Source organism: Pseudoalteromonas sp. T1lg75, assembly GCF_002964705.1.
In the GTDB taxonomy this organism is placed as follows: domain Bacteria; phylum Pseudomonadota; class Gammaproteobacteria; order Enterobacterales; family Alteromonadaceae; genus Pseudoalteromonas.
Map to the genome: position 1 here is coordinate 135,300 of NZ_PQCD01000003.1, position 21,130 is coordinate 156,429.

Annotated in this window: 21 protein-coding genes and 1 pseudogene; 10 read left to right on the top strand and 12 right to left on the bottom strand. The window is 48.2% G+C overall.

What is annotated here, in order from left to right:
* Positions 1–7: 7 nt before the first annotated feature.
* Entirely contained in the window at positions 8–1,111 is a 1,104-nt protein-coding gene (locus tag C2M36_RS00610) for a hypothetical protein (protein ID WP_105253276.1), read from the bottom strand.
* Positions 1,112–1,265: 154 nt separating this feature from the next.
* Positions 1,266–2,163, bottom strand: a pseudogene (locus C2M36_RS00615) (bifunctional GNAT family N-acetyltransferase/hotdog fold thioesterase).
* Between the two features lie 131 nt (positions 2,164–2,294).
* On the opposite strand from C2M36_RS00615, the gene C2M36_RS00620 reads away from it, so the two are divergent.
* Positions 2,295–2,984, top strand: a complete 690-nt coding sequence (locus C2M36_RS00620; RefSeq protein ID WP_105253277.1) for a spermidine synthase — start codon at positions 2,295–2,297, stop codon at positions 2,982–2,984.
* Positions 2,985–2,993: 9 nt separating this feature from the next.
* Here the strand turns inward: C2M36_RS00620 and dtd are convergent, their stop codons facing one another.
* The 3 genes from dtd to C2M36_RS00635 are packed head-to-tail and all read right to left on the bottom strand — an operon-like array spanning position 2,994 to position 5,250.
* Positions 2,994–3,431 (bottom strand): D-aminoacyl-tRNA deacylase, encoded by a 438-nt coding sequence (gene dtd, locus C2M36_RS00625; RefSeq protein ID WP_105253278.1) that lies wholly within the window; start codon positions 3,429–3,431, stop codon positions 2,994–2,996.
* The gene (locus C2M36_RS00630; RefSeq protein ID WP_105253279.1) at positions 3,419–4,354 is read right to left on the bottom strand and encodes an alpha/beta fold hydrolase; all 936 of its coding nucleotides are present in this window, start codon (positions 4,352–4,354) and stop codon (positions 3,419–3,421) included. Before C2M36_RS00630 ends, dtd begins: the two co-directional genes overlap by 13 nt.
* Positions 4,355–4,356: 2 nt before the next feature.
* Positions 4,357–5,250 (bottom strand): virulence factor BrkB family protein, encoded by an 894-nt coding sequence (locus tag C2M36_RS00635; RefSeq protein ID WP_105253280.1) that lies wholly within the window; start codon positions 5,248–5,250, stop codon positions 4,357–4,359.
* 86 nt (positions 5,251–5,336) lie between these two features.
* Here C2M36_RS00635 and C2M36_RS00640 point away from each other — a divergent pair, with 86 nt between their 5' ends.
* On the top strand, positions 5,337–5,978 hold the full coding sequence (locus C2M36_RS00640; protein ID WP_105253281.1) for a DUF2959 domain-containing protein: 642 nt from the start codon (positions 5,337–5,339) through the stop codon (positions 5,976–5,978).
* A 47-nt stretch (positions 5,979–6,025) separates the two neighbouring features.
* Here C2M36_RS00640 and C2M36_RS16930 read toward each other — a convergent pair whose 3' ends face one another.
* From C2M36_RS16930 to C2M36_RS00650, 3 genes are read right to left on the bottom strand one after another with little or no spacing between them, the layout of a single operon-like run.
* A complete protein-coding gene (locus C2M36_RS16930; RefSeq protein ID WP_234399053.1) occupies positions 6,026–6,379 on the bottom strand; it encodes a hypothetical protein in 354 nt (117 codons plus the stop codon).
* A complete protein-coding gene (locus tag C2M36_RS00645) occupies positions 6,376–8,382 on the bottom strand; it encodes a nitric-oxide reductase large subunit (RefSeq protein ID WP_234399054.1) in 2,007 nt (668 codons plus the stop codon). Before C2M36_RS00645 ends, C2M36_RS16930 begins: the two co-directional genes overlap by 4 nt.
* 12 nt (positions 8,383–8,394) lie before the next feature.
* Complete coding sequence (locus C2M36_RS00650) at positions 8,395–9,051, bottom strand: DUF542 domain-containing protein (RefSeq protein WP_105253282.1); 657 nt, start codon at positions 9,049–9,051, stop codon at positions 8,395–8,397.
* A gap of 131 nt (positions 9,052–9,182) precedes the next feature.
* Between C2M36_RS00650 and C2M36_RS00655 the strand changes: the two genes are divergently transcribed.
* Positions 9,183–9,635, top strand: a complete 453-nt coding sequence (locus C2M36_RS00655; protein ID WP_105188591.1) for an Rrf2 family transcriptional regulator — start codon at positions 9,183–9,185, stop codon at positions 9,633–9,635.
* A 20-nt stretch (positions 9,636–9,655) separates the two neighbouring features.
* Entirely contained in the window at positions 9,656–10,870 is a 1,215-nt protein-coding gene (locus C2M36_RS00660; protein WP_105253283.1) for an NnrS family protein, read from the top strand.
* 40 nt (positions 10,871–10,910) lie between these two features.
* Here the strand turns inward: C2M36_RS00660 and C2M36_RS00665 are convergent, their stop codons facing one another.
* Positions 10,911–11,633, bottom strand: a complete 723-nt coding sequence (locus C2M36_RS00665; protein ID WP_105253284.1) for a helix-turn-helix domain-containing protein — start codon at positions 11,631–11,633, stop codon at positions 10,911–10,913.
* 205 nt (positions 11,634–11,838) lie between these two features.
* On the bottom strand, positions 11,839–13,665 hold the full coding sequence (gene typA, locus C2M36_RS00670; RefSeq protein ID WP_105253285.1) for a translational GTPase TypA: 1,827 nt from the start codon (positions 13,663–13,665) through the stop codon (positions 11,839–11,841).
* A 491-nt stretch (positions 13,666–14,156) separates the two neighbouring features.
* Here typA and glnA point away from each other — a divergent pair, with 491 nt between their 5' ends.
* From glnA to C2M36_RS00695, 5 genes are all read left to right on the top strand, one after another.
* The gene (gene glnA / locus C2M36_RS00675) at positions 14,157–15,563 is read left to right on the top strand and encodes a glutamate--ammonia ligase (protein WP_105253286.1); all 1,407 of its coding nucleotides are present in this window, start codon (positions 14,157–14,159) and stop codon (positions 15,561–15,563) included.
* Positions 15,564–15,726: 163 nt separating this feature from the next.
* Entirely contained in the window at positions 15,727–16,260 is a 534-nt protein-coding gene (locus C2M36_RS00680; protein WP_234399056.1) for a DUF4124 domain-containing protein, read from the top strand.
* Between the two features lie 87 nt (positions 16,261–16,347).
* Complete coding sequence (gene glnL, locus C2M36_RS00685; RefSeq protein WP_105253288.1) at positions 16,348–17,400, top strand: nitrogen regulation protein NR(II); 1,053 nt, start codon at positions 16,348–16,350, stop codon at positions 17,398–17,400.
* An 18-nt stretch (positions 17,401–17,418) separates the two neighbouring features.
* Positions 17,419–18,810 (top strand): nitrogen regulation protein NR(I), encoded by a 1,392-nt coding sequence (ntrC, locus tag C2M36_RS00690; RefSeq protein ID WP_105253289.1) that lies wholly within the window; start codon positions 17,419–17,421, stop codon positions 18,808–18,810.
* A gap of 15 nt (positions 18,811–18,825) precedes the next feature.
* Positions 18,826–19,308: a cyclic nucleotide-binding domain-containing protein gene (locus tag C2M36_RS00695; protein WP_105253290.1), complete on the top strand. Its 483-nt coding sequence runs from the start codon at positions 18,826–18,828 to the stop codon at positions 19,306–19,308.
* Here the strand turns inward: C2M36_RS00695 and C2M36_RS00700 are convergent.
* A complete protein-coding gene (locus tag C2M36_RS00700; protein WP_105253291.1) occupies positions 19,280–19,660 on the bottom strand; it encodes a YacL family protein in 381 nt (126 codons plus the stop codon). The genes C2M36_RS00695 and C2M36_RS00700 overlap by 29 nt on opposite strands.
* A gap of 243 nt (positions 19,661–19,903) precedes the next feature.
* On the opposite strand from C2M36_RS00700, the gene C2M36_RS00705 reads away from it, so the two are divergent.
* Positions 19,904–20,851, top strand: coding sequence for an AEC family transporter (locus C2M36_RS00705; RefSeq protein WP_234399057.1), 948 nt, complete (start codon positions 19,904–19,906; stop codon positions 20,849–20,851).
* A gap of 32 nt (positions 20,852–20,883) precedes the next feature.
* On the opposite strand, the gene C2M36_RS00710 is transcribed toward C2M36_RS00705, so the two are convergent.
* Positions 20,884–21,108: a hypothetical protein gene (locus C2M36_RS00710; RefSeq protein ID WP_105253292.1), complete on the bottom strand. Its 225-nt coding sequence runs from the start codon at positions 21,106–21,108 to the stop codon at positions 20,884–20,886.
* Positions 21,109–21,130: the final 22 nt, after the last annotated feature.

A 21,130-nucleotide genomic window follows, 5' to 3' on the forward strand; every position in this document is an offset into this window, starting at 1 on the left:
CTAATGGTTATGGACAGGCACCGTCTATAGATGCAAGCAAGTTTCCATTGCGGTCATAATAATGGTGTAAACATGTTTCTTGAGTGATTGAACCACCGGTATGCCCAGTACCACCAGTTACTGATATATTATCCCAACTAGGTGATTCAGAAGAACCTGCTGTTGAGCCAGAACCAGTTCCGCCGCCGGTAGGTCCACTCACTGTTTTGGGAAAGTGTTTATCAAATGCTTCCGCTAAGCACACATCCATGTCCTCAACTTGGAATTCTGTTTGCCTGTACACACTTAAGGCAACCCCATCAAATTTAGTTCCATTCTCATTTATTGCTATCCCTATTAGACCAGCACCATCAATAGATAGTGCATATGCTACTTGATTCGCTGGCCAGTCTGCTGGAACATCGGGGTTAGGTATAAACTTTTGCACTACCAGCCTATTTTTCGGAATATACTCCCAACTACCACCGATACCTACACTCCCTGCCCCTGCAGAAAAGCTAACACCAGTAAAACGGGTTCTAGTAAACGAGCTAGCGTCTAAGCCGTACTCATTAGCGTAACTTTGCGCTTTATTATGAATATTGGCCATATTTACGCCACTCAGCATAGCCTCCATTGCACGCATTGGTGCACTATTCGCACACTCAATACCAGCAGCAGATAAAGTGGAAAAGGTGTTAAGGTTTTGTGATTGAGCGCTGTACCCCTCTTGTTCTAGCTCACCAGTAATTCGTACAGCGACTCGATCCAATATCGAATAAATATCCAATATCTCATTCATCAGATTCTCGGCATCAGCTGGAACACTACTCATAGGCCTCACGTAGTTATCCATCATATACGGAGGGAATCCTTGATTATTGTGGCCATTGACGAAACCGAATATTTCTTTTGTGTTGTGATTAACGACTAAGATTTTATTTTCTGTAGAGAAACACTCTTGCGTATCGGGATGTATACCATCGTTTTTGCAAGTCAGTGGAGGGATGATCTTTGCGGCTATATTTTTAGCTTGAACGATGTCGCAATTTTCACAAATTTTTGCCGTATATTCCTGACTAACAGCCTGTACACTGACGGCCATTGATATGAGGAAAAAAATTTTTTTCATTTTCTATCTATCCTTGAATTATAACTAAACTCTGTCCCCTTAATAAATTATATATAACAAACTAAAATTTCAATATATTAACAAAGACGTAGGTTAAACTTGCTGCGGGTAAACTTCCAGCCACTGGCGATACCCGCATCATGCTCTGAGGTCACTATTTTCCTAAAATTACAAAGCGTCCTTCAAATTCACCAACCAGGGTGTCGCCATCATAAATCTTCACCGGCACCAAATAGCTGGCTTTGCCATCGCTTTCCAGCTTATCAAAACAGCCTTCACAGACCTGCTGATCGACATGCGCTCTGGGCGCCGATTTGATTGGCTTCATGTACTTGATGTTGGCGTTGGCGAGAACAAATGTCGCCCTCTTTACCCGCCTCTCTCAAGGCCAGGTAGGTTGCGCCCCAGCCCGCCAGAGTCGCCATGGAATACACAGAGCCGGCAAACATGGTGTTATGCACGTTGATATTGGCATCAAGATCGGCCACTACACTAAATTGCCAGTCCGTGTAGGACTCCACCTTAATGCCCATCTTATCGCTGATAGGGATGGATTCACGCCAGGTATTTTGCAGCACCTGAGTCCAATCCGGGTGACGGAACCAGCCCGGCTCGCTGGGACGTTGCTTGACCATGCGCCAATGCTGTACGTCGCCATAGGCCAGATGGGCTTTTTCTTTTAATTCATAGCCATGGCGCTTATAGAACTCAAGCGCTCGCTCGCGGGCAAACAACACCAGCTCGTCGGCATTTTGCGTCCAGGCAATCTTCTCTAGCTCGTGCAATAAACGGCTGCCCAAGTGCTGGCCACGATGTTCTTCGGCCACCGCCATGTAGCGCACCTGAGCCTGCTGACTATTGTTAAAATGCAGTCGGGCTACGGCGATCACTTCACCTTCTTTATTTTTGATAAAGCGATGCTCTGATTCCTGCTCTAAATCATCCTGCTCACTGCCGCGAGGCTGATCCCAGGGCGCGCGTAATACCTGCCAGCGCAGTTGGTAATACGCCTGCCAATCATCACTACTTTGTGGGGTGGTTACCTGGAACATACTTCCTCCAATCACTTTTTTGCCATCCACCTTACAAGATTTAACGTCATGCGCAAATAACACTAAAGCACAACAAGATAAATCATCGTAAAAGATTATGCACAGCCAGAGGATGGGTCTATGCTGAGCTAATGAACGCCACACTTATACACAACGACGAGGCATCAAAGCACTTTATTACCAATTGCGCCCAACTGGGACATTTACTTTATTGGTATCGACAAGGTGGCACTCGTATCGAGGTTAGACAACAGCAAGAATTTCGCTGGCTGTTGCTTAATCACACCCTGCAATCCGTCATTGCCGCCAATCAGCCACACAGATTACTGCTGCCTCACTTGCATATTATGGCGCAATATTGGCAAACACTAAAAAGACCTGGGCGGGTGCTGGAGCTGGGCCTTGGTGGCGGCGCCATTCGCAATTACCTGCTATACAACTATCCCGAAGCCGAGCTGGTCTCGGTGGAGCACAATGCTCAGGTGATCCACTGCTACAAACGCTTTTTTAGTGGCGGAAAAGTCGGCAACCTTTGCTGCCTGGATGCCGAGCAGGCACTGAACCGCTGCGGCCGTTTTGATTGGCTCATCTTGGATTTGTTTAGTGAGCTAGATGCGCCGCTGTTTTTATATCAGCGGCAATTTTATGAGCTGCTGCGCGAGGCCTTGGTGCCACACGGACATGTTTTTATTAACTTTTTGGCGCACCATCCCAGTCAATTACATCATTTGCAGCGCCTTCTTAACGCCACCTTTGGCAAGGGCGTGCAGATTCTGTCCGTGCCCGACTACGCCAATCATGTGTGCTTTATCAGTCTCTAAACAGCTAGGTTAAACCGTTAGGTTAAAGGTAACCGGACCGTCATTGGTTAAACTCACCTGCATGTCGGCGGCAAACTGCCCGGTGGCGACGCGGATCCCTTGCGCTTGCGCCTTAGCGACAAAGTATTCATACAAATGGGTAGCCTGATCCGGGGTTGCGGCACTGGAAAAACTCGGGCGCATGCCCTTTTTAGTATCCGCCGCCAGGGTAAATTGCGACACCACCAACAGCTGGCCGCCAATGTCCTTAAGACTGAGGTTCATCTTGCCCTGCTCGTCGGTGAAAATCCGGTAGTTGCTCACCTTATGCAGTAGCTTATCCGCCTGCTCTTCGCCGTCGGCTTTTTCCACCCCGAGCAACAACAAAATGCCCTGATCTATTTCCCCAACAATACTGCCTTCAACTTCCACCTTGGCGTTACTTACACGCTGAATTAATCCTTGCACCGAGACCTCTTTAACTGCAGATACATGTGGTCGGTCGCCCGACATAGAGCCTGGCAATATACCTCATTTTCAGGAGGACGACCAAGCTCGGCAACAATCTGCAATTGGGCCTGTAGCACAGTAGCCAGGGCTTGTACGCGGGCAAAGGAGCAGCGCAAATCATAGCGCCCATGGACCATGTAAACGGGTAGCCTGTTGAGGCCAGCAAGCTGCTTCTGCAGGCGCTCATCCGCGAAGAAAAACCTATGTAACAGGTAATGCAGCTGTAATTTCGCCAGCTGCAAATGATGATCATGCTCTATAGTTTGCCGGCCCAGTTGCTGCTGCCAGGTGCACCAAGCATTAGCCGCTTCTATCTGGGTCAACTCGTTGACATCAAAAAGACGTTGGTGATAGTCCTTTACCAGTTCTTCCGGATCGAGTTGCTCAGGATTAAACAACCGATACTGCTGTGGGTAAAATTGTGCCGCCGCTCCGTATGGGCCTAGGCTCCAGGCGTGATCTTCGGTGGCGGCTAAATAGCTTGCCCACAAAAGTAGGGAGGACACCTGCCGAGGATAAGCAAGGGCGTAGCAAAGCGCCAGCAAGGCACCAAATCCCTCGCCACACAGGCTCCAGCGACTCAGGCCAAAATGGTCGCGGATCTGCTCTAAATCCGCAACCAATAGGTCAAGATTGTTATGTTCACAACTGTGTGGAGTGGAATGACCACAGCCTCGTTGGCTGTAGAGGAAGAGACGATAATGGTTGGGGTTAAAATAGGCACAGAGAGCGCGATTAAGGCCGGCGCCCGGGCCATCATGGCAGACAATCAGCGGAAAACCGTTGCGATTGCCGTGCTCTTCGATCTCGAGTTGGTGCCCATGGGCGACGGCGAGGTGATAAACCTGCCGCGGCGCCCCAACGGGATAGCTTAGCGCCATGCTCACTCCTTGCGAGCGGCAACCTCCTCGGCAACGATATCGTTGATGGGTGGTCGGCTCACACTAATACATACGGTAAATTCCGCGCCCAGCAAGACCACAATCCACGACAGATAAACCCAGACAAACAAGATAGGCACGGTGGCCAAGGCGCCGTAGATCAGCTCGTACGAGGGAAAATGGCTAATGTACAGTGCAAAACCTTTCTTGGTCAGCTCAAATAACAAGGCCGCAAAAATAGCGCCTGGGATCGCTGCCCTAAAGGGAACGCGGGTGTTAGGTACTAGAGTATAGAGCATTATAAAGCCCGCGGTGGAGATCACATAAGGCAGTGACTTAATCACAAAGCCACTAAACCCGGGGATCCCTTCATCGGCAAAGGTCACCAGAGACACAATATAAGAGGTCGCGCCTATGCTTAGACCAAGCATTACGGGCCCTAGGCTGAGCACCATCCAATAGATGGCGAAAGAAATCATCGCCGGGCGCTTTTTCTTAATGCGCCAGATACGATTGAGGGTGGCATCGATATTACGGATCAAAAACAGCGCCACCACGGCTAAAAAACTGACGCCCACCGCGGTCATCTTATTGGCATTGCCGGTAAAGGCGCCGATATGCTCTTTGATCACATCGGATGACGTCGGCAATAAGTTGGTGAATAGAAACTTCTCAATGGCAATGCGGGTATCTTCAAAACCGGGGAAGGCCGAAAAAATAGCCACACCCACCGCGATTAAAGGCACCAGGGATAATAAAGTGACATAGGCGAGGTAGCCGGCATTAACGGCGATCTGATCTTCACCACACCGGGTAAAAAAGTAACGCCACCAGCGCGGCTGGGCTTTCACCCAGATGGCCAGGGTTGTTCTTATTTTTTCACTATCCCACTTCATTACTAACCCAGATAAGAAAATCTTTTGCTTATCATAGCAATCAGCCACATAATTTACAGTATCAAGTTTAGAGACAGGACACTCAAATGCTCAAAAAAATAGCCCTAGCGACGGCTTTTCTTTCCCTTAGCGCCTGCCAATCCGCTTACTATTCGGCCATGGAATCCGTAGGCGTACATAAGCGCGATATTCTTGTCGACCGAGTGGAAGAAACCAAAGAGTCGCAAGAAGAGTCTCAGGAAGAGTTTCAATCCGCCCTTGAGCGCTTAAGCACCCTAATCAACTTTGATGGCGGTGATCTGCAAGACGCCTACGAGCAACTCAACGACGACTACGAGTCAAGCCTGGCCGCCGCCGAAGAGGTTAGCTCCAATATCGATAAGGTCGAAGATGTGGCCGAAGCCCTATTTGACGAGTGGGCCGATGAGCTGGAGGAATACAAAAGCGCCTCATTAAAGCGTGAAAGTGCGAAAAAACTGCGCGCCACGCAGCGCCAGTTTGCCCAACTGCTGCGCTCAATGCGTGCCAGCGAAGCGAAAATGGAGCCGGTGCTTGAGTCACTGCAAGACAATGTGCTCTACCTTAAGCACAACCTTAATGCCCAGGCCATTGCCGCCATTAAAGGTGAGTTTGCTAACCTGCAGCGCGATATCAAGGTGCTTATCGACGACATGAACAAGTCGATTGCCGACTCCAACCGCTTTATCGAACAGATGAATCAGGGTTAATCATCATGGTAAAAAGGAGTCGCACGACTCCTTTTTACTTGTTATGGCTACTTAGCTCCCTCATTAGCTTGAGTGCAGCCGCCACAGCATGAATCATTATCAATTGCTCCCTGCTCGGTCCCGGCTAGCACCGGTGATGTCACTCCTGTAGTGACAGGCAGCGATACATCCTTATCAATACCGAACACCCCTTTCACAACCTGCCACGTCACCGCAAAAGCACCAATAATGAATACCACATCGCCAATGGTGCGGATCCAACGCAATGCCACTAATACATCGCTTTGCAATAAAGCCTCTGAACGGGCATACCACAAGCCCTTGGATGCGCTGGCGTAAAATTGAATTAAGCCCACAGGCAGTAAGCTGGTAAACAGCATCAGGGCCAGACCGATATTCATCCACCAAAATGCGTTTTCATGAGTTTGTCATCAAATTGCATAGTGGGGCGAATGTAGCGTAACACCAACAAGGTAAAGCCCAGAGCAAGGAAACCATACACGCCAAATAGCGCCGCATGAGCATGCGTTGCCGTGGTGTTTAAGCCCTGTACATAGTACAAGGAAATGGGTGGATTGATGGAGAAGCCCAATACGCCCGCTCCCAACATATTCCAAAATGCGACGGCGACAAAAAACATCAAAGGCCATTTTAATTTTGCCATCCAAAGGCTGCGCTCTTTAAGCTTGTAATGCTCCCAAGCTTCATGGCCAAGGACAATAAGTGGCACAACTTCCAACGCACTAAAGGTCGCGCCAACCGCCATAACCGGTGTGGTTGTACCTGAGAAGTACAAGTGATGGAATGTTCCAGGCACGCCACCTAATAGGAAGAGTGACGCGGAAGCCAAAGAGGCAATGGTCGCTGAACGCTTAGAAACCAGACCCATACTATGGAAGATAAAGGCTAATGCTGCGGTAGCAAATACCTCAAAGAACCCCTCAACCCAAAGATGGACAATCCACCAGCGCCAATACTCCATCACCGAGATATGGGTACGCTCACCGTAGAAGAATCCTGCGGCATAAAATAAACCAATGGCTACAACCGAGGCACTGAACAAAGCCAAAAGGTTTTTATCACCTTCCTGCTTAAAAACAGGCAGAATCGCTCTCAACATCAGCACTAGCCAAAATGCTACGCCAGTAAATTTACCTATCTGCCATACACGTCCTAGATCAACGAATTCATAGCCCTGATGACCGAGCCAGAAGTTTAAATGCGCAGGCATGATTTGTGCGATAGCCAGATAGTTGCCAACAAATGAGCCAACAACCACGACCACTAAGGCCCAGAATAAAATGTCTACACCCAGCTTTTGGTATTTGGGGTCACGTCCACCATTGATAATCGGAGCCAAGAATAAGCCTGCGGCCAAAAACCCTGTAGCTATCCAAAACAGCGCGGATTGAATATGCCAAGTACGCACTAAGCTATAAGGAAACCATTGCGATGTCTCTATACCATAAAAGCTTTGTCCTTCGACTGTATAGTGTGCCGTGAAGCCGCCCAGCAAAACCTGAAAAGTAAATAGCGCAACCACTAAGAATAGATATTTACCCAAGGCTTTTTGCGATGGCGTTAACGAAAATGAAGTGATGGGATCCTGCTTAGGCGGCGTTGGTGCCTCATCATCTTTATGCAAAAAGGACCACGCCCACACGAGCGCACCTATGCCAGCGATCAGCAAAACGACGCTGACAATTGACCACATAACGTTTTCTGCTGTTGGTTTATTATCGATCAGGGGTTCATGAGGCCAGTTGTTAGTGTAAGTGGCCGAACCATCCGGGCGCTCAGTGGCTGCCGCCCAGGCCGTCCAGAAGAAGAATTCTGTTAGTTTTTTGCGACGTTCGGCATTGGGTAGGGTAATTTCTTTCATCGCATAATGTTCACGCGTTTGCTTTAATTGCGGATCACCTCCGAATAGCGCATCGTAATAAGCCGCCGTTTTCTCAATGGCAGCCAAGCGTCGAACAGATAGGGTTACCGTACCCGAAGTTGGATCGTAGGTGTTGGTTCTGTACTCTTTTTTGAGAGCCCAAAGTAAAGGCTGCTGCAGCTCTTCTGACAGTTCGTCAAAACTCACTCCATGCGTGTCTTGGGCGGCTAGATCCAGCCACTGTGTGAGTTCACGATGCAACCAATCGGCTGTCCAATCAGGCGCCTGATAGGCACCATGCCCCCAAATTGATCCTAATTGCATCCCCCCGACCGATTGCCAGGCGGTCTGCCCATCTAAAATGGCTTCTTTAGAAGTGTAAGTGTGGCCGTCCTGACTAATAAACTGCTCGGCAATAGGTGGCGCAACACGATAAACCTCTTTACCAAAATAACCGAGGATGGCGAAAGTGATGGCGAGCACCGCAAACAGTGTCCACCATAGTTTTTTATATTCTCTCATAATCTTGTTCCCTTAAACCCTTGCGAATAAGGTGTTGTTTTCAATATGTATATGCATATTCAGATCACTAATAAATTCCTGTAAACCAAGATATAAAGCGGTCCATGTATTACAGGCTTGTGGGTGCAAAGTAACGTCATTGGTCATGACATAAATCTTTTCTATATCTTGGAGATGTTGCTGGTGCTCGGCAGTCATCACACTGATCGGCCCACTGACCATTGGGTTTACCGGAGTGCTAGCTAGAAGAGGAAATAATATTTGCTCCTCTTTTTGCATGTGTGCTTCAAGTTCCGAGCGCATTTCATGCAGATGTGCAGCGAGGCCTAACGGGCACAAGCTATGATCTTGGTGCACCGTTTCAACACGCTCACTCAGACGAATCAGTTCGTCTAGCTGTTGACGATGAACTTGGTGGTAGCGGGATAAAATATAATCAATCAGCTCATTGTTCGTATATTGCTGAATCTCCTTTGGCTGTGCTCGTTTTGCCAGTTCTCCAATCTGCGTAGCGACTGTATGAGGTTCCACCCCGCGCTTTCTAAGTGCATCGGCCAAAGTGACCTCAGCGTGACAACAGAAGTTAACTCGGTTAGCGAACAAGATAGCTGTAGCTCCGGGTATATGGGTTGCAATTTGGCCGACGGGCCAACTCAGATAATCTTCCAACTTAACCTTCCTCTATAACATGCATTTCAAATGAATCTTAATGAGTGAGTTTACACTCCCTTTTTAAAGATGTAAAATAAATGCATATTTAAAATTATGAATAATTAATTTGCTGCTAAGGTCCCTAGTTAATGAATATCACCCGATTTACTGACTATTCACTGCGTGTGCTTATATACACAGCGCTCCATGACGGGCAGACCGTAACGATAAAGGCGGTGGCGGAGAAATACGATATTTCCAAAAACCACCTTATGAAAGTTGTCCAAGAGCTAAGTAATAAAGGCTATCTAATCGCTACTCGTGGAAAAAATGGCGGAATCCGGTTAGGGCGCGAGCCATCATTAATCAATGTTGGCGAGATAGTGCGGCTGCATGAGCAAAACTCCGTTCTAGTGGAATGTTTTGGCAGTGATAATCAGTGCGTAATTACCCCTGCCTGCAAATTAAAAACGATTTTATCTAAGGCAATGGAGCAATTTTTTGCTCATTTAGATCAATATAGCTTGGCCGACTTAGTGAATTCGGACTCTCAATCGGAGCTAAAACAATTGTTGCAAGTAAGCGAACCATCTACATTTTGAGATAACAAAGAGAGGTTATCATGGCAGTGTTACTACCCAGTGGACAAATTGCGGAACCCAGTGAAGAGGCTCGGGGCTGGGCTTTTTTCCGTTTAGCGTTTCGCCCGCTGTTTTGGCTCGCGGCACTATTCAGTGTATTGAGTATTACGGCGTGGAGTTTGAGCTTTACCGGCCATATACAATTTACTCCGTTTGGCGGCGGCTATTTTTGGCACATTCATGAAATGCTATTCGGTTTCGCCGTTGCGGTGATTGCCGGCTTTTTACTCACCGCAGTGCAAACATGGAGTGGCATTGAAAGTATTAAAGGGCGACGCTTAGGCGCCTTAGTCTTACTTTGGCTCAGCGCACGAATATTGCTCGCCTTTCCTGGTTTGGCTCCCGATGCTTTAATCATCACCCTCGACTTAGCTTTTTTACCGGCCACCGCTTTTTTCTTGGCGCAACCGATTATTAAAGCGCAGCTGTGGCGCAATCTATTTTTTATTCCCGTTCTGTTACTGATGGCCGTCTTAAATGCTTTGACCTACTTGGCCTTGTTTAACCTCATCAAGACAAGTTTTGTCACCTTAAGCCATAGCATGGTTCTAGCTATTACCCTAGTCATGGTGATCATGGGTGGGCGGGTTTTCCCTATGTTCACCGCCAACGGCACACAGACACCGCGGGTAGCCAATATTGCTTGGCTGGATAAAGTCGCCATTATCTCGGTAATCGCATGTATTTTCTTAACCCTCATGGGGCCATCAATTCCGCCTGAAGTACAAGCCGCATTATTTATTTTTGCAGGCGTGAGTAACTTTATTCGTGCGCTGCGTTGGCGTATCTGGGTCACTTTAACAACCGCATTGGTTTGGCCATTGCATATTAGCTATTGGGCTATATGCGCAGGTTTAATCATGCTTGGCTTAGTTAAATTATCCCTGCTCACTCAACCCTCGTTGGCATACCATGCCATCACCGTTGGTGGCATTGGCTTAATGATCCTGGCAATGATCTCACGTGTGTCATTAGGCCACACTGGACGCATGATAAAGGTCGGGGCGGTAATGACAGGAGCATTTATTGCTATGTTCACCGCCCTTGGCGTACGCGTATTGGCACCGCTTTTAAGCGATCAATATCAAGTACTTATTTTGCTCTCCGCTGGCCTTTGGGGGTTTGCCTACCTGATTTATGTCATCACCTATGCGCCCGTGGTATTTAAACCTCGTATTGATGGCCGCGATGGTTAAGCATGATGCAAACAAGACGGCGTCAATACGCCGTCTCTGCCTAACGTTTTTTACTGCGCCCATTTAAGGCTGGCGTCACGACCAGCATCACGCCGCTGACAAACGCAAACACAGCAATAAAGGTCAGCACACCATTTATCATCCTGGGGTGCTCAATCGCGGTACTTTGGAAAAACACCCGTCTTCCACCATCAACCCGCTCTTCAAATTTTACCCCTAGCATATCAAAACTGTATCTATAGGTTTTATCGGCCCGCAGATACATTTCTTTTCGCTTTTTATCCACTTCTTCGTGGTCTTGCTCATCAGCTAACAAATGGCGCCACCTTGAAAAAACATCATCTGGCTCAGAATCTTTTATCACCCCTTGCGACTCATAAACGATTTGCCGCTCAGGGAACAGCAGGGCATTGTGGGCGCAATAGAAAAGTGCACTGCCAAACGCAATCAAGGCAATGGCCCAAATCTGCATCTGTGCCCGGCGACGCTGTAACGCACTTTGCTGTTGTTGCAGATATTGCTTGGTTTGCGTGATTTGGTTCAGCTGCCCGCGGTCTATACCCTCTCCCAACTGTTCCATAAACTGTTCGACGGTAAGATTAAACGCGCTTAATAAGCGCTCAAAGATATCGTGAGAAGGGGTCGATTTATCATTTTCAATCTTAGACAAGTAGCTTTGCTCTATGCCTACCTTGACCGCCAGCTCGGGCTGACTCAACTGATACTGCTGACGCAGATTTTTTATTGCCGTTCCTAAACTCATTTCTGCTCTCCGTGTAGATAATCAGCCCAAGTCTTTCTAATTCCTTAAAGAATAAAAACATGAATAGTGATGAATACTCAAGAATTTTCAAATGACTATTCACTTATCAAAGAACTAAGTGAACTTTGCGCGGCAACTTTTTAAAGCGCACAAAAAAGCCCGCAATCAATGCGGGCTCTTTTTTGCAACTAGCTCAAGGAGCTAATTAGCTTTTCTTCGCTTCACGCGAAGCACGCTTACGCTCGTTTTCCGTTAGGAAACGCTTACGAATGCGGATGTTTTCAGGCGTTACTTCTACCAGTTCATCATCATCGATAAACTCAAGCGCTTGCTCAAGGGTCATCTTGATAGGTGGAACTAGGGTTTGCGCTTCGTCGGTACCTGAGGCACGTACGTTGGTTAACTGCTTACCTTTAAGGGCGTTTACAGTTAGGTCGTTATCACGGCTGTGAATACCGATAACCATACCTTCGTATACTTCAACACCGTGACCGATGAATAGCTTACCACGCTCTTGTAGGTTAAATAGCGCGTTAGTTAGCGCTTTACCTTGAGCATTAGCAATCAATACACCGTTCTTACGTTGACCGATCTTACCGCCTTTGTGAGGACCGTAGTGATCGAAGGTGTGGTACATCAAACCAGAACCCGACGTTAGCGTCATGAAGTCAGTTTGGAAACCGATTAGACCACGGCTAGGAACCATGAAGTCCATACGGATACGACCTTTGCCATCTGGAGACATGTCGGTCATTTCCGCTTTACGCAGACCAAGCTGCTCCATGATTGAACCTTGGTGTTCTTCTTCACAGTCAATGGTGACCGTTTCATACGGTTCTTCAAGTACACCGTCAACTTCACGAAGGATTACTTCAGGGCGAGATACCGCCAGCTCGTAACCTTCACGACGCATGTTTTCAATCAATACGCCTAGGTGTAGTTCACCACGACCCGATACACGGAAGCTATCTGGGTTGTCCGTTTCTTCAACGCGTAGCGCTACGTTGTGTACTAGTTCGGCTTCTAGACGCTCTAAAATGTTACGTGACGTTACGTATTTACCTTCTTGGCCTGCAAACGGTGAGGTGTTTACAGAGAAAGTCATGGTTACCGTTGGCTCATCTACGCTTAGCGGAGGAAGTGCTTCAACGTTATTTACGTCACAGATAGTGTCAGAGATTTTCAGCTCGCCAAGACCGGTAATAGCGATGATGTCGCCCGCAGTGGCTTCTTGCGCTTCGTGACGATCAAGACCTAGGTAAGTCAATACCTGACCTACTTTACCGTTACGCGTTTTACCATCAGCACCAATCACAGTTACTTGTTGGTTCACCTTCACGGTACCGCGTTTGATACGACCAACACCGATTACACCTACGTAAGAGTTGTAATCAAGCTGAGAGATCTGCATTTGCAGTGCACCTTGAGGGTCCGCATCCGGTGCTTCTACTTCATTGATGATGGCTTCGAACATGGGTTCCATGTTGTCTGATGGCTCATCAAGATCAAGCGTCGCCCAGCCATTGATAGCCGATGCGTAGATCACTTTAAAGTCTAGCTGTTCGTCGGTCGCACCTAGGTTGTCGAATAGATCGAAAACCTGGTCCATTACCCAATCAGGACGCGCACCCGGCTTGTCGATTTTGTTGATAACAACGATTGGCTTCAAACCCTGTGCGAACGCTTTCTGCGTTACGAAACGCGTTTGCGGCATAGGACCTTCTTGAGCATCGACAAGAAGAAGTACAGAATCAGCCATCGATAGTACGCGCTCTACTTCACCACCGAAGTCAGCGTGTCCCGGAGTATCCACGATGTTGATATGGTAATCTTTCCAGTTGATTGCCGTGTTTTTGGCTAGGATGGTAATGCCACGCTCTTTTTCAATGTCGTTGGAGTCCATCACTCGCTCTTCGTTACCACCGCGAGTTTGCAGTGTGCCCGATTGCTCAAGCAATTTATCAACCAGAGTCGTTTTACCATGGTCAACGTGCGCGATAATCGCAATATTTCTTAACTTTTCGATGCTCATATATCTACTTAAGAGGCAAGCCTCATTGTTCCTAGATGATCCACGCCCGGCAAACAGCTACCAGCGTTGGGTTTAAAAGGGCGCGTATTATCCCTTATAACGTCACTAGATGAAAGTTTATCCAACATTATTTTTCTGTGACTGTGACCTAATTGTCACAACACGCCATTAAAGTGGATAAAAATCAACCACAGCGAAAATCTTAGCAGGTATTTTTCAGCTAACCTATGTATCTTGAAAAGCGAAGGTGTTTAACTAACAAACAAGGGGCGACTAACACGCACGCCTCGGCCGCGCCTCGGCAGTGCAAATGTGTACGCACTAAAATAACGCAACAGCGCACCAAAAAGGTGCAAAAAAACTAAATCCAGAAATTATATTTATAAAAAATCCTTTATAAATAGAAGGTTGAAAAGTTGGCACGCTTTAAGCTTACTAGCGCACAATTGCAGTAACATGCAGCACACAAAATATTCCTAGTTGGAGGACACATGTCTCATACGGTTTTAACTTTTATTAAAGAAAATGACGTTAAGTTCGTAGATTTACGTTTTACCGATACCAAGGGTAAAGAACAGCACGTTTCTATCCCGCATCACCAAGCAGACGAAGATTTCTTCGAAGAAGGTAAGATGTTCGATGGCTCTTCAATCGCTGGTTGGAAAGGCATTAACGAATCTGACATGGTGCTTCTACCTGACGCTGACAGCGCTAAGCTTGACCCGTTCGCAGAAGAAACCACACTTATCGTACGTTGTGACGTAGTTGAGCCTTCAACTTTACAAGGCTATGAGCGTGACCCACGTTCAGTAGCTAAGCGTGCCGAAGAGTACATGCGCTCTACCGGTATCGCTGACACTGTACTATTCGGTCCAGAGCCTGAGTTCTTCCTGTTTGACGACGTGAAGTACAAAACCGATATGTCTGGCTCTATGTACAAAATCGATGCTGAAGAAGCGTCTTGGAACTCAGATAAAGATTACGAAGGCGGTAACACGGGTCACCGTCCAGGCGTTAAAGGCGGTTACTTCCCGGTTGCACCTGTTGATTCTTCACAAGACTGGCGTAGCGCAACGTGTCTAGTTCTTGAAGAGCTAGGTCAGGTTGTTGAAGCACACCACCACGAAGTAGCAACAGCAGGTCAGAACGAGATCGCTACTCGCTTCAATACCATGGTATTGAAAGCGGACGAAATTCAGGAAATGAAGTACGTTATCCACAACATGGCGCACCTTTACGGTAAAACGGCAACCTTCATGCCTAAGCCAATCGTAGGTGATAACGGTTCTGGTATGCACTGTCACCAATCACTAGGTAAAGATGGCAAAAACATCTTCGCTGGTGACAAGTACGGCGGTCTTTCTGAAGAAGCTCTTTACTACATCGGTGGTATCATCAAGCACGCTAAAGCGATCAACGCCTTCGCTAACGCTTCAACTAACTCATACAAGCGTCTAGTTCCAGGCTTCGAAGCGCCGGTAATGCTTGCTTACTCAGCACGTAACCGTTCTGCTTCTATCCGTATTCCTGTGGTTCCTTCGGAAAAAGGTCGTCGTATCGAAGTGCGCTTCCCTGACCCAACGGCTAACCCATACCTAGCCTTCTCTGCAATGCTAATGGCTGGCCTTGACGGTATTAAGAACAAGATCCACCCTGGCGATGCCATGGACAAGGATCTATACGACCTACCTGCAGAAGAAGCGGCAGAAATCCCAACTGTTGCATCTTCACTAGACGAAGCCCTTGCTTGTCTAGATGCAGACCGTGAGTTCCTAACTCAAGGTGGCGTATTCACTAATGACCTAATCGACGCTTATATCGCGCTTAAGTCACAAGAAGTTGAAAAGCTGAACATGACAACTCACCCTGTTGAGTTCGAAATGTACTACAGCGTATAAACTAGATAATGACAATTTAGTTATATCAGGTGTGTTCTCAAAGCCTGCTCTGCAGGCTTTTTTTATGGAAAAAATACAACCTTTGGACTAAAGTTAACACTTAGCCAATAACTTGGCTTATTTTGGTAACTATAAGAATAACAACCATAAAATAGGATTTCACGTGAACACAAGGCTGTATATTTTAAGCATGGTCGTGCTGCTATCTATTCTCAGTACAGCATGGGCCGCACCGAGCAAAAGCATCTACGTTTACAAGGATGAGAACGGCGTATTGGTGTTTTCTGACACCCCGCGTAAAGGGGCGGAAAAAGTCACCCTGAACGCGCCGATCATGAACATGCCCACCATAGACACCAGTGTTCTCGACGAAACCGATGACGAACTGGAGGCGGTAAAGTTTAATATCACCATCACCTCTCCGACGCAGGAAGAAACCATCCGAGACAACACAGGTTCGGTGCATATCAGCGGGCAGGTGAAACCAAGGTTTTTACAAGGGCACAGTGTCCAGCTGTTTATGGACGGTCAAGCCTATGGCGAGCCACAAAGTTCCAGCCTTTTTGCCCTGCGTGACGTCGATCGCGGTGAGCACAGCCTGGTATTGAAGCTGCTCAATAGTGAGGGCGAGGTATTGGCCAGCTCCAAGTCCGTCACCTTCTTTATGCATCGCCGTTCGGTGATCACCGGCCCTTAACCGGAGTGGCGCCAAGGAAATAGCTGCGCACTCCTCCTTAAACCTGCTAAGATAGTTGCACCATGCTGGTGCAACCGACTACTAAAGATGAAACTTCACGGCGATTTTTTCCAACAGATGTGGGAAAACCTGCATACTGCCATATTAATTTTAGATAAAGATTTTAACCTGGTTTATGCCAACACCAGTTGCACCGAACTGCTTGGGCAGGGCCTAAAGCGCATTCAAGGCCAACCCTTCACCTCGCTTTTTAACTATCACTCGGTGGAACTTGAGCGCATCGCCAACTACACCCTCAAGCAAGGGGTGGATTGCCACCAGCACAGGGCTGACGTGGTGTTTGTCGATACCCGCCATGCCAACTTAGCGCTCAACAGTCGCAGAATTAATTACCACGGCGAAGCATTTTTACTGCTTGAAATCCGCCAAACGGATGAAGAAATTCGCCTCGATCAGGCTTCCAACCAAATGCACCAACATCAGGCGGCCAGAACCCTGATCCGCAATTTAGCGCACGAAATTAAAAATCCCCTCGGTGGAATTCGCGGAGCGGCGCAATTATTGCAGTATGAGGTTGATCAGCAGGAGCGCGATGAGTGTGCACAGCTAATCATTCACGAAGCGGATAGATTAAGACAATTGGTGGATAGGTTGTTGGGACCAAACCAACGCTTACAAAAGCAAGCGACCAATATCCACCAAACCCTCGAGAATGTATTAAAGCTCTGCGTGCTGGATAACAATAAAGATATTGCGCTAATTAAAGACTACGACCCGAGCATTCCGGATGTGGTGGTTGACGGCGATAAAATTCAGCAGGTCCTCCTTAACATAGTGCGCAATGCCATGCAGGCGCTCAGTGCCGGAGGCGAAATTAAGGTATCGACCCGGGTGCGCTATCATGTGCGCCGCTACGATACGACACTCAAAAAAGCCCTGCAGATCAAAATTTGTGATAATGGCCCAGGCATAGCGCCCGAGGTAAAGGAAACCCTGTTTTATCCCATGGTCACCAATAAGGAAGGGGGCTCGGGATTGGGACTGTCGATAGCACAAACCTTGATCGATCAACATCAAGGCTTTATCGAGTGCGATAGCTGGCCGGGCCATACTGAGTTTACACTGTACTTGCCACTGTAAGCGGCTAAGAGGGCTATGATGAAATCTGTTTGGTTGGTAGATGACGACGCATCGATTCGCTTTGTGCTGCAAAAGGCGCTCACGCGCAGCGGTTTTCAGGTGGAAAGCTTTGATAACGCCCAGGATGTATTAACCGCCCTGACCTTTTCTCAGCCCGCGGTACTGCTCTCGGATGTACGCATGCCCGGAATGGACGGCATGGCCTTGTTAGAGCAAATCAGCGAAGAGAACCCCAATCTACCGGTGATCATCATGACCGCCCATTCGGATTTGGACTCGGCGGTGCAGGCCTTTCAAAAAGGGGCCTTTGAATACCTGGCCAAACCCTTTGATCTGGAAGAAGCGGTCAACGTGGTTGATCGCGCCGTACGTGCCCACTCGCAAAAGAAAGCTAAAAAAGCCACCAAGGAACAAAAGCGTTCGGTAATTATCGGCGAGGCGCCAGCCATGCAGGAGGTCTTTCGCGCCATAGGTAAGCTCAGCGCCTCCAGTATGAGCGTACTGATCAACGGCGAGTCTGGTACGGGTAAAGAACTGGTCGCCAGTGCCTTGCACCAACATAGCCCACGTAAGGATAACCCCTTTATCGCCCTGAACATGGCCGCCATCCCCAAGGATTTGGTGGAGTCCGAGCTCTTTGGCCATGAAAAAGGTGCCTTCACCGGTGCCGACAGCGTACGCAAGGGACGCTTCGAGCAAGCCAATGGCGGCACCTTGTTCCTCGATGAAATCGGCGATATGCCTTTGGACGTGCAAACCCGCTTATTGCGGGTACTGGCCGACGGTGAGTTTTATCGCGTTGGCGGCCACCAGAGCATTAAGGTGGATGTGCGCATCATCGCCGCCACCCACCAGGATTTAGAGCGCCTGGCGCAACAGGGCAAGTTCCGGGAAGATTTATTCCACCGTTTAAATGTGGTGCGTTTAAAATTGCCGCCACTGCGCGAGCGCACCGAAGACATAGAGCAGTTAGCCGAATACTTCCTCAACAAAAGCGCCCAGGAATTAAAGGTGGCCAGTAAAACCCTAAGCCCACAGGCGTGTGAGCAGATGAAACTGTTCCATTGGCCGGGTAATGTGAGACAGCTCGAAAATACCTGCCGCTGGCTCACGGTTATGGCGCCGGGGGAATATATAGGTGCGGAAGATCTGCCGCCTGAGCTCAGTGCCAACACCGAGCAGGAAGTCGATGCCGACTGGCTGGATCTATTCCAGCAGTGGCTTAACAACGAATTTAAACAAGGCAAAGACAATGTCTGGCCCGATATTCAGGCTCAGTTGGAAACGCGCCTGATCAAATCGGCCCTGGCCAGCTGTGGTGGTCATAAGCAAGAAGCGGCGCTGCGCATTGGTTGGGGACGCAACACATTGACGCGTAAGTTAAAAGAGCGCAATATTACCACGTCCTAACAGGCGTAAAAGGCTATGAGACTACTGGAAAACATCGCCATGTTTAAACGCATGGAAATCATTAACAGGGTGCCCTTCTTCCGCGATTTTGAGCTGGCCGAGCGGCAAATGCTGCTGGAGTCCTTTTCGCATTGGTATATGGTACGCCAGGGGCAATATGTGTTTAAACAGCATGAGCAACAGAACCAGTACCTCTATATCGTGCTCAGCGGTGAATTAATCGTCTTTCGCCAGCATGATAATAAAAACCTGGGTCATATTCATCCCGGCGAATTTGTGGGTGAAGGGGCCTTTATCAGCCACAGAGAGCGCAGCACCAATGCCCGCGCCAATATCGATACCGTGGTGCTGGCCATAGACCCCCAGGCGCTGATCAAGCTACCGGTTGTGGTGCGGGAAAAGATAAAAGATCAATTGATTGTCGGCATGAGTGAGCGTATTGCCAAGCTCAGCTCCCATAATGGTGATGTTAGCGAAACGTCTGCCACGCCTGCATAAGGGCGAGCAGGTCTTCAATGCCACACGCGGCAACTAATTCAGACTCATCCAGCACGAGCTCATCCGCAGCATAGGCGTCAAGGTCATCCTCAACATGATGCAAACCGTGACTTTCAAAAAGCACCTCTCCGTGAGCCATCATTACCCGCATCTCTTTACCGTTGATCACCAGCTCTTGAGCGCCGTTCGCCGAACTTCGTGACGACTCCTGGTTTAGCGCCTGCTGAAAACGCTGTAACAGTTCATCATTGTCATATAACTCATCGTTGAACCAGCGCGCCACCAAACGGTGCTCGTCACTGAGCTTCACACGCTTGCCCCAAAGGGGATCAGAATATAGCTGATATTCCATAGTATTTAGGCCCTTGCGAATAAGGCGCGCATCATACCAACAAGCATAGCTTTAACCAATTAACTTAAATAGCTAATCATTCTAGCGGGCTAAATATCATGCTCACTGTGTTGGGATTTTTCTATGGAGAATAACTACATAAGAAAAATTCCGCCTTGTTATCACATCATTTATCCAGCGCTATCTCCGATCATATACTTAACTATTGCCCAGGGAATTAGTTGTCCGGTCTACTCCCTGAGCATGTTAAAATCTCTTCATGTACCGCTAGTTACTATCACCATGCTCGATACCTTTGCCATTATTTTTCCACTGATTTTTATCGCCGGAGTCGGCTTTACCTGTGCCAAACTGCGCTTTCTTAACGGCGAGCAACTCTCCGGTATCAGCCGCTTTATCTTTTACATCAGTATTCCGGTGTTTTTATTTATCAATATGGCGCAGGCACAGCTAAGCAGTGTGCTTAGCCTGGAGCTGATGCTGAGCTTTTATATTCCGGTTGTACTGATCTTCACCCTGATGCTGATTCTTTATAAGTCCTACTGCGGAGACTGGGCACAGGGAGCGGTGCTGGCACTGGGGGCCAGCTATTCCAACACAGTTTTAATCGGTCTTCCCATTGCGATTCAGGCACTGGGCAAGGACATTGCCGCCACCGTGTTTGTGCTTATAACCTTTCACAGCGCCCTGCTATTTTTACTGACCTATGCTTTTTCCGGGCGCTCGCAACGAGTAAGCTGGCTGACCACGGTGCGCCAGCTGGTGTTTAATCCGGTGATCATGGCCATTAGCTTGGGGCTGCTATTCAACCTAAGCGGTCTGGCCTTACCCAAACCCTTGGAAAGCGGCCTGGCGCTGTTAGCAGAGCCCGCCATTGCCGGAGCCCTGTTTGTATTGGGCGCCAACTTACATCATTACCAAATTCGTCCCGGGCTACACTTGGCCCTGATGCTCTCTGTGAGCAAGTTGTTGCTCTTACCCGCCTTGGTGTGGCTGCTCGCCAGCCAAATTTTTACTTTGCCACAGCCACAAGTCTTGCTCGTGGTTTTGCTGAGTGCCTCGCCTTTGGGTGTAAACGCCTACTTGGTGGCGAAACAACTTGATACCCGCAGCGAGGTGCTGGCGAGTACTGTGGTATTGAGCACCCTGCTAAGCATCATCAGCTTTTTCTTCTGGCTGACCTTGGTATAAAAAAGCGTGCTCTAGGCACGCTTTTTTCCGATTCAATCGTAAGAGCGGTATTTGGCGGCGTCGATAATGGCCCACACATACGCAATTGCAGCAACAATGCCGGGTACGACCAAAAACCATAAGGCAGCACCACCGAAAAAGAAGATGGCAAATAACAAGGCCGCGAGAATACGCCCCTGTACCAACTGCCCCAGTCCTGGGAAGAATACATTACATAAAGCGGCGATTACGTTACCACCTGAACCTTGTCCTGACATATAAGCCTCGTTAGTCAATTAC

Coding starts and splice junctions, on each gene's coding strand:
- C2M36_RS00610 (WP_105253276.1), bottom strand. CDS start 1,111: ATGAAAAAAATTTTTTTCCTCATATCAATGGCCGTCAGTGTACAGGCT.
- C2M36_RS00620 (WP_105253277.1), top strand. CDS start 2,295: ATGAACGCCACACTTATACACAACGACGAGGCATCAAAGCACTTTATT.
- C2M36_RS00630 (WP_105253279.1), bottom strand. CDS start 4,354: ATGGCGCTAAGCTATCCCGTTGGGGCGCCGCGGCAGGTTTATCACCTC.
- C2M36_RS00635 (WP_105253280.1), bottom strand. CDS start 5,250: ATGAAGTGGGATAGTGAAAAAATAAGAACAACCCTGGCCATCTGGGTG.
- C2M36_RS00640 (WP_105253281.1), top strand. CDS start 5,337: ATGCTCAAAAAAATAGCCCTAGCGACGGCTTTTCTTTCCCTTAGCGCC.
- C2M36_RS16930 (WP_234399053.1), bottom strand. CDS start 6,379: ATGAATATCGGTCTGGCCCTGATGCTGTTTACCAGCTTACTGCCTGTG.
- C2M36_RS00645 (WP_234399054.1), bottom strand. CDS start 8,382: ATGAGAGAATATAAAAAACTATGGTGGACACTGTTTGCGGTGCTCGCC.
- C2M36_RS00655 (WP_105188591.1), top strand. CDS start 9,183: ATGAATATCACCCGATTTACTGACTATTCACTGCGTGTGCTTATATAC.
- C2M36_RS00660 (WP_105253283.1), top strand. CDS start 9,656: ATGGCAGTGTTACTACCCAGTGGACAAATTGCGGAACCCAGTGAAGAG.
- C2M36_RS00665 (WP_105253284.1), bottom strand. CDS start 11,633: ATGAGTTTAGGAACGGCAATAAAAAATCTGCGTCAGCAGTATCAGTTG.
- typA (WP_105253285.1), bottom strand. CDS start 13,665: ATGAGCATCGAAAAGTTAAGAAATATTGCGATTATCGCGCACGTTGAC.
- glnA (WP_105253286.1), top strand. CDS start 14,157: ATGTCTCATACGGTTTTAACTTTTATTAAAGAAAATGACGTTAAGTTC.
- glnL (WP_105253288.1), top strand. CDS start 16,348: ATGAAACTTCACGGCGATTTTTTCCAACAGATGTGGGAAAACCTGCAT.
- ntrC (WP_105253289.1), top strand. CDS start 17,419: ATGAAATCTGTTTGGTTGGTAGATGACGACGCATCGATTCGCTTTGTG.
- C2M36_RS00695 (WP_105253290.1), top strand. CDS start 18,826: ATGAGACTACTGGAAAACATCGCCATGTTTAAACGCATGGAAATCATT.
- C2M36_RS00700 (WP_105253291.1), bottom strand. CDS start 19,660: ATGGAATATCAGCTATATTCTGATCCCCTTTGGGGCAAGCGTGTGAAG.
- C2M36_RS00705 (WP_234399057.1), top strand. CDS start 19,904: ATGTTAAAATCTCTTCATGTACCGCTAGTTACTATCACCATGCTCGAT.
- C2M36_RS00710 (WP_105253292.1), bottom strand. CDS start 21,108: ATGTCAGGACAAGGTTCAGGTGGTAACGTAATCGCCGCTTTATGTAAT.